Source organism: Lutibacter sp., from assembly GCF_016342705.1.
In the GTDB taxonomy this organism is placed as follows: Bacteria; Bacteroidota; Bacteroidia; order Flavobacteriales; family Flavobacteriaceae; genus Lutibacter.
Genome location: NZ_JAEINV010000011.1, coordinates 111,343 through 123,814, shown reverse-complemented (window position 1 = coordinate 123,814; position 12,472 = coordinate 111,343). Strand labels below are relative to the sequence as shown.

The following is a 12,472-nucleotide window of genomic DNA, read 5'->3' as shown; positions in this document are numbered from 1 at the left end:
CTTCTAAACGGCTAAAAAAAATATTTTGAACGGTTAAAGCAACCAAAAAAAGGTCAACCTATTTCAGTATAATACATTTATACACTTCCTTTATCCCTTCTTCCAACTCCGTAGTATGTTTCCATCCCAAACTATGAATTAAAGAAACATCTAATAATTTACGTGGTGTGCCGTCTGGTTTATCAGTATTCCAAACAATTTCACCTTTATAACCTACAATAGTTGCAATGAGTTCCGCCAATTCTTTAATGGAAAGGTCTGTTCCCGTTCCAATATTTACACTTATGGAGCCTTTATAGGTTTGCATTAAATGATAACAAGCAGTGGCTAAATCATCAACATGTAAAAATTCTCGTTTGGGAGCACCTGTTCCCCATACTTCAACCGTTGCAGCATTATTTTTTTTGGCTTCGTGAAACTTTCGCAATAAGGCGGGTAATACGTGTGAGTTATTTAATTCGTAATTGTCATTTGGACCATACAAATTGGTTGGCATTACGGATATAAAATTACACCCATATTGTTGGTTGTAAGTTTCACATAATTTAATCCCTGCTATTTTTGCAATGGCATAGGGTTCATTGGTAGGTTCTAATTCCCCCGTTAATAAATAGCTTTCTTTAATAGGTTGTGGGGCTAACTTTGGATAAATACAAGAAGAAGCTAAAAACAACAACTTTTTTACCTTATGTACATAACTTTGATGAATAATATTGCTTTCAATTTGTAAGTTTTCATACAAAAATTGTGCTCTATAGGTGTTATTTGCTTCAATACCTCCAACTTTTGCTGCTGCCAAAAATACATATTCTGGTTGCTCCAATCTAAAAAAATCTATGACCGCTTGTTGGTTGGTTAAATCTAACGCTTTAGAGGTTCTAAAAACTAAATTGGTGTAGCCTGCTGCTTGTAACTTTCTAACAATAGCACTCCCCACCATTCCTGTATGCCCAGCTATGTATATTTTTGACTCTTTTTGCATGTTATTTAACTATCTTTCTTTTTTTTAATACTGTTCTCCCTCTCGATACGCTGTGCACTCGCTATTCAAAACCCACTTGTTCTCGATACATTTTTTGATTCATTTCATTACTCAAAAAACACTCGAACTGACGTTCGTTTATTAGTTTTTTTTTGTTGACCCCGCGTCAGTTCGAGTGATTCCTTTTTTCAAGGAATTGTATCGAGAACCGTTTTAAAATTGTCTCGAGAACCACTCGCTATTCAAAACCCACTTGTTCTCGATACACCTGCACTGCGTTTCGGCACTCGAACTGACGTTCGTTTACAAGTTTTTTTTTGTTGACCCCGCGTCAGTTCGAGTGATTCCTTTTTTCAAGGAATCGTATCGAGAACCCGTTTTAAAATTGTCTCGAACCAAATACTACGGCAACCTAAAACTTCTTCTTGGCTAAATTAATTAAACTATTAAATTCTCCATTAATTAAAGCTTCTTTTTTTGCTTTAGACCATTTTTTTAGCTGTTTTTCTGTTTCAATAGCCTTATTTATATCTGTGAACTCGCAGTAAAATACTAATTTTAATGGTTTTCTGGAAGCTGTGTAACTATTTGGGTAAAATCCTGTTTGGTGCTTTAACATTCTACTTTCCAAGTTACTGGTCACTCCTGTATAATAGGTGTCATCTGCACATTTTAATATATATACATAACTCTTTTTCATAGCATTGAATTAGTTATAATGTATTAATTACTAGCACTTCTCGATACAATTTTAGTCCGCTCCGCTTCCTAAAACCACTCGAAGAGACGTTTCTTGTTCGTATCATACCCAGCGTCAGTTCGAGTGATTCCTTTTTTTAAGGAATCGTATCGAGAACCGTTTTAAAATTGTATCCAGAACCACTCGCTATTCAAACACACTTGTTCTCGATACACCTGCACTTCGTTACGGCACTCGAACTGACGTTCGTTTATTAGTTTTTTTTTGTTGACCCCGCGTCAGTTCGAGTGATTTTAATATGAATGAAATTCATGTTAAAATTGTATCGAGAACCACTTCGTTAAGGCACTCGAACTGACGTTCATGATTTGCCTTGCGCCGTCAGTTCGAGTGATTCCTTTTTTCAAGGAATTGTATCGAGAACCGTTTTAAAATTGTATCGAGAACCGCTCGTTATTCAAAACACACTTGTTCTCGATACACCTGCACTGCGTTTCGGCACTCGAACTGACGTTCGTTTATTAGTTTTTTTTTGTTGACCCCGCGTCAGTTCGAGTGATTTTAATATGAATGAAATTCATGTTAAAATTGTATCGAGAACCACTTCGTTAAGGCACTCGAACTGACGTTCATTATTTGCCTTGCGCCGTCAGTTCGAGTGATTCCTTTTTTCAAGGAATCGTATCGAGAACCGCTCCTCGCTACTCAAAAGTATTCAAGGTATCAAAACCTCCATCTTTTAAAAACTGATCTTTTTTGAACAAATTAATGTCGTGTGCCATCATCTCGTGCACCAAGCCTTGTAAATTATATTTTGGTTTCCAACCTAATTTTTGTTTGCATTTAGTAGCGTCCCCCATTAACAAATCTACTTCTGTAGGACGGTAATATGTTGGATCTATTTTAACTACTACTTTACCCAGTGCCACTTGATAAGCTGGATTGTTACACCTAACTACTTTCCCTATTTCATGTTCATTTTCACCTTCAAAAGCCAATTCAATTCCTACTTCTGCAAATGCCAACGTCACAAAATCACGTACTGAAGTGGTAATGCCGGTTGCAATTACAAAATCTTCTGGTTGTTCTTGTTGCAACATCAGCCACATGGCCTCCACATAATCTTTGGCATGTCCCCAATCGCGTTTTGCATTTAAGTTTCCTAAATATACTGTATCTTGTAAGCCTAAGGCAATTCTACTGGTAGCACGGGTAATTTTACGTGTCACAAACGTTTCGCCTCGTAAAGGAGATTCATGGTTAAATAAAATACCATTGCATGCAAACATCTTATAGGCTTCTCGGTAATTTACAGTAATCCAATAGGCGTACATTTTAGCTACTGCATAGGGTGAACGTGGATAAAAAGGGGTGCTTTCTGTTTGTGGTGTTTCTTGTACCAAACCATATAATTCTGACGTGGACGCCTGGTATATTTTTGTTTTGTTAGTTAAGCCCAATAATCGCACCGACTCTAAAAGGCGTAAGGTTCCTAACCCATCTACATTGGCTGTATATTCTGGCGTATCAAAACTTACTTTTACGTGCGACATAGCGCCTAAATTATAAATTTCATCGGGTTGCACTTCTTGTATAATACGCGTTAAGTTCATAGCATCCGATAAATCTCCAAAATGCAATTTAAATTTTACATTTTTTTCATGCGGATCTTTGTATAAATGGTCTATACGCTCTGTATTAAATAGGGAACTTCGTCTTTTTATACCGTGTACCTCATATCCTTTTTGTAGTAAAAACTCCGCTAAATAAGCGCCATCTTGTCCTGTGATTCCTGTAATGAGTGCTGTTTTCATTGCTTTGTTTTTTTTGGCCTAAACCTATTTCTTATTTTATATTACCACTAAAAAACATTTTTTCAAATGGTTTTCCTTATAAATTAAACTTTATTATAAAGTAAATTAGTTTCAGTACGGCATTTATCCCAAGAAAAATCTTTTAAACGAATCTTTCCCGCTTCAATCAATTCTTTTTTCAATGAAAAGTCTGTTATTACATCGTGAATTGATTCTCTCATTTCTTTAATGTTCTTTGGGTCAAAATAAACAGCAGCATCACCAGCTATTTCCATTAACGAACCACCATTACTGCTTACTAAAGGACAATTACATGCGAACGCTTCTAATATAGGGAATCCAAAACCTTCATACAATGATGGAAACACAAAACACTCTGCATTTTTATATAAATAAACTAACTCATTATCACTCTCACAAAAAAAACTTTTAACCTTGTCTCCTATTCCCAAATCTTTAATCCACCGCATTTCGACTGAATTGAAAACTGGTCCTGTACAAATCAATTGTAAATCTTTATATTGTTTCAAAATTGGAGAGACTGCGATCAAAAAAGTTAGAAAATTTTTATAAAAACTTCTATTTCCTGTAAATAATAAATAACGCATTCCTTGAAAATCTATGTCTGGCTTATCTTCTGCTATGGAATCATAATTTGTAGCATGGTAAATTACTTCAATTTTTTCCTTCGGAATATTAAAAATATCTACAAGATCTTTTTTTGTTGTATTTGAAATGGCAATAATTTTAGCGGCCTTTTCACATAATCTTCGTTTATTAATTGAATCAAAACTATTTCCAAAATACTCTGCATATTTTTCGTGAATCATATCGTGCACAGTTAACACAAATGGTTTTTTCAAATGAGCCAAAAAATAATTATCGTAATAGGTAGGATGAAAGATATTATATTGAAGGTTTTTAATTTGCGAAATGTAAAAATCATTTTTTCCAAACTTTATTTGTGGTTGATTAAAAATAACTCTTGCTAATTTTCGTTGAATTCGTTTATTAATTTGATTCTTATTAGAATTATCACTAACAAATAATTCCATTTCTTGAATTGTATCATTACCTAATTTCAATTCGTTAAAATAACGACTTATTCCGCCAAATTTTTGATTTTCATACACTTGATTGTCAATAAGTACTTTTTTCATTTTTATTTTATAATTAAAAAGATATCAGAAATCTAAGATACATTACTTTTTAAAAAATCTTAAAAGTAAATAAATTAAACCTCAAACGGTTTATAAATTAAGTATTCAAATACATCCAAATATTAATCTTCCAACTTTGTTAGTATTGCAAAGCATCCAAATGTTTTTTTAGGAATAAATAATTCATATTTAGACTTATTCTCTAGGATAAATTCATCAACCGCAATTTTCACTCCTGTTGAAAAGAAATCATAGTCGTCAACCATAATAACTGCTCCTTTTTTAGTCACATTGTTTAAGTACTCTAAAATGATTTTTATTGGCTCATAAAAATCAAAATCGACATAAGCAAATGAAACATACTTTGGAAATTGCCTTTTAGCAATTATTAATTCTTCTATAAAGCCTTTATGGATAACATATCTATTTTTAGGAAATTCAATATTATCTAACCTATTTAACACCAGTTCTATTGGTAAACTCATTTTGCCAGCATATGCTTCAATACTTCCTAAATTAAAAATATCATCTTTAAGGGTGTCATTAGTGGTTGGTTTTGGAAGCCCTTCAAATGAATCAAATAAGTGTAATTTCTTTAATTCATTATTTAATATTTCATTAGCTATTAACTGCGAAGTAATACCTTGTGCAACTCCAAATTCACAAACATCACCATCAATCATTTCTGTTTTAGCAATTGAATTAATAATAAAATAGGCTTCTGAAGGTGGTGTGCCTAATAAATCTTTTAATATGCCTATTCGTTTTTCATTCTTAGGAATTTTTCCATATTTTTCTCCAAATAAATTTTCATAATTATGGCATATATTATCAAAATTTTCATTTAAAGCAGTGCTATCTAATTTTTTAAAATTACTACTTGCAGAACTAATAGGCACTAATTTATATCCAAAATATTTAATAACACGAACTATTATTTTCTTTATTTTATTTTTCAATTGTTTACTTTTTATTATTTATTCAAACTTTAATTAATCATTTCTTGTATAAATCTATTTTACTTATCAAAAATAATTTTCATAAACTATAATTTTTCTATTTTATTAGATCTTGTGTTATATACAGGTAATCCTTTTATACTTTTTAATCTATCTTTAGCTCTTAAATAATTCAATTTACCATGTTCATCTCTAGACTCTCTAAATTTAGATAAAACATACCCTTCCTTCGCCGATAATGGTTTAAAATCTTTTAAATATTTATTTTTAACAAAATAGGCGTTGTTTCCAGTACTATTACTACCAATAAATGAATAGCCCTTTTCATTAGCTAAATCACATAATGCTAATATAGAGGATCCTGCATACAAATTACTATGATGAGCATTTGTTCTTACAAAATCTGATCTGTATGGGATTGTAATTGCTCTTTCATAACCAAAAATACTATTATATTCAACAATCATAATTATTGGATCAACTACTTTTAATGCCTTCCAAATCCAATAATCATTCCCATCAATATCAATATGCAACAATCCAATATCTCCTTTTAACCCTTCCTCTTCAATAAGATGATTAATATTCTCTGCTGTAATGAATGCTGATTTAGCAATTAAATCATGTTTCCAGTATTGCTCATTACTTTTTATTTTTAAAACATTACTATCACTTCCATCCATTACTAAACCAGACCAGTTATTATTTATTAGCAGAAATCTTGTATTTGACTCCAAATAATCTTCTACACCAAACTCAACAAATGTTTTATTTTCTATTTCTAAATTCTGGATCAAATATTGAATAATCCCATCATCTCCGCATTGGGAAAATACTTTAAATTCAGTTTCATGGAGCGATTTAATGTTTTTTTTCTGCATTAAAAGTTGCGACCATATTCTTCCATTTTGCAACTTTATATCCAACAGAGATTTTTCCATTTCCAAATTATTTCCAATATTATTTATAACCGTTGGTTTAATAAATTTTGATATTTTTTTTAACATAAAAGTTAAGTTAATTATAAAAATACATGATTTGTCTATTTATTCCATCATTTATCATATTTTCGCTTTTCTCTACATTTGGAAATTTATCTTTCATATAGTTGCAAATGCTATCAATATTGTAATCAATAGGAATATCTGCATTCCAACTTTTCACGTGTAAATCATTTGGATCAATAAATTCTAACATAACACCATCTTTAGCATATTTTTTACAGATTTCGCAAAAAATATAAACAGGAATCCGCTGCACCAAACAAATGTGGTGTACTAAAGCTAGTGCCAGAACGATATTGCTTCCTAATCTATCAAAAGCACTTTTACTCATTAACCCAACTCCCATAGGTGGCGTTGGTAAATAAAAATTCATTAACGCTGAAGTAATATTAGATTCTACATCAATTGCTTTATAATAACATTGATTAATCGTCTCTTCCTCATAGTCAAAGGCCATTACAGATGCTCCTAATTTTTCAGCCATTAAAGCATAATAACCTTTATTTGAAGCTAAATCTAAAACAGTTTTAGGGTTTTTGGTAGATAATATTTTATGAACAAACTTTTGTTTTATTGTTTTAGGGTTGCCAATTTCAGCTAAGTGTGATTGCTCATAGTTTAACCAATACTCATTTTTTGCATTTATAGGTTTATTTTTATCAAGCCAATCTAAAATCTTATCAAAAACATCATTTGGTCTTCCTTTATATTTAGAAATTGATTCAAATTTTTTATTAAATAATTTCTTTATCAACCTTTTGTTTAAAAAAGAAAGTCCAAATCCATTTAAATGCTCTCTTCTATACTCCAAAGATAATGGAAATGTTTTTTTTGAAATGCTTGCCAACCTGATTGGTATTGCAAAATATTTTCCAAATTCATCTATCCAGTTTTTACCAATTACATTTCCTTTATAAAGTGAACTAAAGTCAAAAAAAGTTGCTTTAGTTCCCTCAAAAGTAACATTCCAAGGATGAGCATCTACCGTTAATATTCCGTGATTATTATATAACTCTTTACACAAGCTAATATACATATATGCAACATCCCAAAACATTTTATTTGTATATTCACTTGGATGTAGCATAAAATTAATTTTTTTATGTTCAAGAATTAGAATAGAATCTTCTTTACTTTCTGAATAAATTTTTGTTTCTATTAAACCTTTTGAAAATAAATTATTAATGTCAGGAGAATTTAGTAATTCTTTATAAAGCTTTATATACGTGTCATTTGTTATAATCCGTAAAACCTTGTCCTCCTTTATTACAACCCTGCCTACTTTGTCAAAAAGGAAAGGTTCATTTTTAATATTTATGTTTTCTATTAACATTATCAATTCGAAATTTTGTTTAAAGTCCATTTATGCCTGTATAGGACTTTTGCTAAGCTATTATTATCTAGCGTTTTGCTACCACCTAAATAATTATCATTTACTACATCAAATAGTACTTTCCCTGCAATATAATCTTCCATTATCCCATCATTAAATAAAGCAAAATTTACTGAATACTTACCGGGCATAATTGTAAGATGGTCTTCCATAATACAAGATATTTTACCGTTTATAAGGTTATTATTCATTGCTAAATTGGCATTGGCATCACTATCAAATCTTAAAATACCTTCTTCTCTTTCGTTGTATACACCAATAAGAATTCTTAATTTGTTCGTATCAATTTTATTATTAACAACAAAATCAAAATGAAATCCAATATTTTCACCAAGCTTAAAAACGCTTGTTGGATTTTGAGGATTACCTAATATTATTTTTGTAAAGATGATATTTCCTTTACCTGACCGATCTTTAAATTCCGAGAAATCTGATACGGTTTCCTTATTTCCTGTAAGATATTTTGCTATGGTATCTTCAGTAGTCCCACTAAAGGAAATCATACCATTTTCCAATAATATACCCCTAGTACACAAACTCTGAACCGCTGCCATATTATGGCTTACAAACAACACGGTACGCCCTGCGCCTTTACTAATCTCTTGCATTTTACCAATGGCTTTCTTTTGGAATTCGGCATCGCCTACTGCCAATACTTCATCAATAATTAAAATGTCAGGTTCTAAAAAAGCGGCTACGGCAAATGCCAAACGAACTGTCATTCCACTACTATAACGCTTTACGGGCGTATCAATGTATCTTTCGCATCCTGAGAACTCAATTATTTCATCTAGCTTTCCATTAATTTCTTTTTTGGTCATCCCTAAAATAGCTCCATTTAGGAAGATGTTCTCTCTACCCGTCATTTCTCCATGAAAGCCTGTGCCTACTTCTAATAAAGAAGCCACACGCCCTTTAGATTTTATACTTCCGGTAGTTGGGCTGGTAATTTTAGACAATATTTTTAATAAGGTAGATTTTCCTGCGCCATTTTTACCTATAATCCCTAAAACTTCTCCTTGTTGCACTTCAAAATTAATATCTTTTAATGCCCACACATAATCACTGCTACCTTTGGTGCTTCTATCATTTACATCGCCTATTTTTAAAAATGGGTCTTCTTTACCGCGTATATTTGCCCACCAGCGTTTTAAATCATCACCCAGCGTACCTGTGCCTACCAAGCCGAGGCGATATTGTTTGCTTAGGTTTTCTATTTTTAATATTACTTTACTCATTGTATTCGTTCAATGTTATAAGTTATTGGTTTTATGTTGTAGGTTAAGTTTTCCAATTATTATCAACATAATTAATAAAACTAAAAATTTTAGTCCCCAACTTCTTATAATTTTCTATAATATTTTCTATTCCTTCTGTGTTATGTATTTTTTTTATCATTTCTAACTGGCTCGTACTTTCTAATAAAGAAGCTTGTGCATATATTAAAAACTTGATAAAATCAGCTTTATACTTTCTTCTTCCATAGCCTTCAATTATATTATTCACAATACTTTTTGATGACCTTCTTAATTGACTTCCTGCTTCATATAATTCATATTTTGGCAATTTTAGCGTCATTGTATGAACTTCAACCGCATATTCAAAAGACAAATTATAGATATCTAAATCTTTATAACTTTTCATAGCTTATTTTTCTTTTTCAACTTATAACTTATAACCAACAACATATAACTCCCTAAATCGTATCAATAAAACTCTTTTCAGCCCTATTAAAAATGATTATGCCTAAAAATAAAACGATAATGGTGGTAATTAACGTATATATAAACATACTAACATCAAAAACCCCCGTATTTAATAACATATATCTTACAGATTCAATTACAAAGGATAATGGATTATATTTAACCACCCACGCATATTTTGGTAGTTTTTCTACAAAATAGGACACTGGATACATCACTGCTGAAATATACATTAACAACTGCATTCCAAAGCCAATTAAAATATTAAGATCTCTATATTTAGTCACCATGGCCGAAATAATCATTCCCAAACCTAAGCCTAACAAGCCCATAATTAAAACCATTACTGGAAATAAAACTACATATATATTAATACTGATGGCTGCCCCGTTTATATAATAGTATAAGAAAAATGCCATAAAAATAAACAACTGAATTCCAAATCGTACCAAATTGGAAATTACTGCAACGAGTGGCATAATGACCCTTGGAAAATATACCTTTCCAAAGATTCCTGCATTGGCGCTAAAAGTGTTTGATGTGCCTGAAAAACAGGAAGTAAAATAGTTCCAGATTGTTATCCCCGCCAAATTGAACAAAAACGGCGGTACACTACCCGTAGATATATTGGCAACATTATTAAATATTAATGTAAAAATTACCGAGGTAAACAACGGTTGAATTAAATACCACAGTGGACCTAAAATTGTTTGCTTATAAGCTGTAATAATATTTCTTTTTACAAAAAGGAGTAGTAAATCACGATACTGCCAAACTTCTTTTAAGTTTAGGGCTAGTAATTTATTTTTAGGGGTTATTTCAAATAACCATTCGTTGGTATCTGTGGTCTTTTTATTCATAAAAACTCGTAATCAGCCTATTTTATTGAGGTTTTTGGCTTATTTATTATGTAAAATTGAGTGTAAATATACTTTTTTATAAGGAATCTAAAAAATTAGGTTCCTTTTTAATTTCGTTATCTCAAAAGGAACGTTGTTTACATACTCCTACATATATTAAGTCAATGCTGAACGTTGAACTTATGTGGGGAAAATGATTTTTTGTATTAGAAATGAGTAACGTGGTTCTCGATACACCTCCGTTGCACTGCGGCAATTGAACTGACGTTGCTTAAAAACACACCCCTAACCCCTCTCAAGAGGGGAAATCCATAACTGGTTCTCGACTTCAGCCTGTCCTGAGCGCAGTCGAAGGGCTCGAACTGACATTGAAACGTCATTGCGAAGATATTTGTGAAGCAATGCGGAAGAAATAACTGAAGTTATCTTTTGATAGGGAAATGAAACACTTAACTTACAGATTGCTTCGTCGCTATCGCTCCTCGCAATGACGAATACATTGCTACGTCTCTTCGAGTGGTTTTATGAAATGAAATGGCATAAAATTGTATCGAGAAGTAAGGCGGAACGGTTCTCGATACACCTCCGTTGCACTTCGGCACTCGAACTGACAAGCATTGTTGTATTGTCATTTCGAGCGCAGTCGAGAAATCTCATCATAATGAGTGCTATTATGCGATTCCTCCGTTGTCGGAATGACAAAAGGAACGTCATTCCTAATAAAAAAAAGTGAAATGAAGCAATCTGCTCCTGCTGAATTTAAAATTTGTTATGAATAACACACCCCTAACCCCTCTCGAGAGGGGAAATAAACCGTGTCAGAAGCAATTATGCATTCGCTAAAATAGCTTTGTTTATTTTCTTAACTAAGGCAGGGCCTTCATAAATAAAACCGGTATAAATCTGTATCAAATCTGCGCCAGCCGCTAATTTTTCCAAGGCATCTTCAGCTGAATGTATACCTCCAACACCAATAATTGGAAATGCCTTGTTTGATGTGTCGGCCAAGTATTTAATCACTGCGGTACTTCTATCTTTTATTGGTTTCCCACTCAATCCGCCATTGCCTATAGTTGCTAGTTGTTCCTGTGTTGCTTTGAGTCCTTCTCTAATGGTAGAGGTATTAGATGCTATAATACCATCTATTTTTGTTGCTGCCACAATTTCAATCACTTCATCTAACTGAACGGTATTTAAATCTGGGGCAATTTTTAATAAAATAGGTTTTTGTTGAGCGTGTGTAGCATTCACTTTTTGAACCGCTGTAATTAATTCTACCAAATAATCTTTATCTGTTAGTTTGGCATGACTCCCCACATTTGGACAACTTACATTCAGTACAAAATAATCTACATACGGATGTAAGGCTTCAAAACATGCTAAGTAATCGCTGGTATACTCCGCTGGCATCGTGTCGGTATTTTTTCCAATATTTCCACCAATCAATACGTTTCCTTTATTGTGTTTTAACTTTTCAATAGCTGTCGCTATCCCATTGTTATTAAACCCCATACGGTTAATTAAGCCGTTATCTGCTTTTAATCGAAACACCCGTTTTTTAGGGTTTCCTTCCTGTGCTTTTGGGGTTACGGTTCCTATTTCAATAAATCCAAAGCCAAAATTTGAAAGCTCATTGTACAATACCGCATTTTTATCGAATCCAGCGGCTAATCCCACCGGGTTTTTAAAGGTTAATCCAAATAATTGACGCTCTAATTTTTTATCATTCACTTGAAACAACGTTCTAAACACTAATGGTATTCCTGGTATTTTAGAAAGTGTTTTTATAAGTGAAAAAGTGAAATGATGAATCTTTTCTGGATCAAAAAGAAAAAATAAAGGCCGGATGATACTTTTATACATGTGCTATGGTTTGTGCAAAATTAATAAAAGT

11 protein-coding genes are annotated in these 12,472 nt (G+C 32.1%); all 11 read right to left on the bottom strand.

Features of this window, described 5'->3' with window-relative positions:
• Positions 1-58 precede the first annotated feature (58 nt).
• The 11 genes from JEY78_RS11550 to JEY78_RS11500 all read right to left on the bottom strand — a co-directional run bounded on the left by JEY78_RS11550 (position 59) and on the right by JEY78_RS11500 (position 12,441).
• Positions 59-982 (bottom strand): GDP-L-fucose synthase, encoded by a 924-nt coding sequence (locus JEY78_RS11550; protein WP_291851288.1) that lies wholly within the window; start codon positions 980-982, stop codon positions 59-61.
• A gap of 412 nt (positions 983-1,394) precedes the next feature.
• Complete coding sequence (locus JEY78_RS11545) at positions 1,395-1,682, bottom strand: GIY-YIG nuclease family protein (RefSeq protein ID WP_291851286.1); 288 nt, start codon at positions 1,680-1,682, stop codon at positions 1,395-1,397.
• A 701-nt stretch (positions 1,683-2,383) separates the two neighbouring features.
• A complete protein-coding gene (gmd, locus tag JEY78_RS11540; RefSeq protein WP_291851283.1) occupies positions 2,384-3,496 on the bottom strand; it encodes a GDP-mannose 4,6-dehydratase in 1,113 nt (370 codons plus the stop codon).
• Between the two features lie 83 nt (positions 3,497-3,579).
• Entirely contained in the window at positions 3,580-4,656 is a 1,077-nt protein-coding gene (locus JEY78_RS11535) for a glycosyltransferase family 1 protein (protein ID WP_291851280.1), read from the bottom strand.
• 122 nt (positions 4,657-4,778) lie between these two features.
• Positions 4,779-5,615: a TylF/MycF/NovP-related O-methyltransferase gene (locus JEY78_RS11530; protein WP_291851278.1), complete on the bottom strand. Its 837-nt coding sequence runs from the start codon at positions 5,613-5,615 to the stop codon at positions 4,779-4,781.
• A gap of 86 nt (positions 5,616-5,701) precedes the next feature.
• Positions 5,702-6,622, bottom strand: a complete 921-nt coding sequence (locus JEY78_RS11525) for a hypothetical protein (RefSeq protein ID WP_291851275.1) — start codon at positions 6,620-6,622, stop codon at positions 5,702-5,704.
• Positions 6,623-6,632: 10 nt separating this feature from the next.
• Positions 6,633-7,952, bottom strand: a complete 1,320-nt coding sequence (locus JEY78_RS11520; RefSeq protein WP_291851272.1) for a hypothetical protein — start codon at positions 7,950-7,952, stop codon at positions 6,633-6,635.
• 2 nt (positions 7,953-7,954) lie between these two features.
• Entirely contained in the window at positions 7,955-9,250 is a 1,296-nt protein-coding gene (locus tag JEY78_RS11515; RefSeq protein WP_291851269.1) for a polysaccharide ABC transporter ATP-binding protein, read from the bottom strand.
• 43 nt (positions 9,251-9,293) lie between these two features.
• On the bottom strand, positions 9,294-9,656 hold the full coding sequence (locus JEY78_RS11510) for a four helix bundle protein (protein WP_291851266.1): 363 nt from the start codon (positions 9,654-9,656) through the stop codon (positions 9,294-9,296).
• A gap of 52 nt (positions 9,657-9,708) precedes the next feature.
• A complete protein-coding gene (locus JEY78_RS11505; RefSeq protein WP_291851263.1) occupies positions 9,709-10,578 on the bottom strand; it encodes an ABC transporter permease in 870 nt (289 codons plus the stop codon).
• A gap of 828 nt (positions 10,579-11,406) precedes the next feature.
• On the bottom strand, positions 11,407-12,441 hold the full coding sequence (locus tag JEY78_RS11500) for a quinone-dependent dihydroorotate dehydrogenase (protein ID WP_291851259.1): 1,035 nt from the start codon (positions 12,439-12,441) through the stop codon (positions 11,407-11,409).
• Positions 12,442-12,472: the final 31 nt, after the last annotated feature.

Excerpts from the sequence above, each read along its gene's own strand:
- JEY78_RS11550 (WP_291851288.1), bottom strand. The coding sequence starts at position 982 with ATGCAAAAAGAGTCAAAAATATACATAGCTGGGCATACAGGAATGGTG.
- JEY78_RS11545 (WP_291851286.1), bottom strand. The coding sequence starts at position 1,682 with ATGAAAAAGAGTTATGTATATATATTAAAATGTGCAGATGACACCTAT.
- gmd (WP_291851283.1), bottom strand. The coding sequence starts at position 3,496 with ATGAAAACAGCACTCATTACAGGAATCACAGGACAAGATGGCGCTTAT.
- JEY78_RS11535 (WP_291851280.1), bottom strand. The coding sequence starts at position 4,656 with ATGAAAAAAGTACTTATTGACAATCAAGTGTATGAAAATCAAAAATTT.
- JEY78_RS11525 (WP_291851275.1), bottom strand. The coding sequence starts at position 6,622 with ATGTTAAAAAAAATATCAAAATTTATTAAACCAACGGTTATAAATAAT.
- JEY78_RS11520 (WP_291851272.1), bottom strand. The coding sequence starts at position 7,952 with ATGTTAATAGAAAACATAAATATTAAAAATGAACCTTTCCTTTTTGAC.
- JEY78_RS11515 (WP_291851269.1), bottom strand. The coding sequence starts at position 9,250 with ATGAGTAAAGTAATATTAAAAATAGAAAACCTAAGCAAACAATATCGC.
- JEY78_RS11510 (WP_291851266.1), bottom strand. The coding sequence starts at position 9,656 with ATGAAAAGTTATAAAGATTTAGATATCTATAATTTGTCTTTTGAATAT.
- JEY78_RS11505 (WP_291851263.1), bottom strand. The coding sequence starts at position 10,578 with ATGAATAAAAAGACCACAGATACCAACGAATGGTTATTTGAAATAACC.
- JEY78_RS11500 (WP_291851259.1), bottom strand. The coding sequence starts at position 12,441 with ATGTATAAAAGTATCATCCGGCCTTTATTTTTTCTTTTTGATCCAGAA.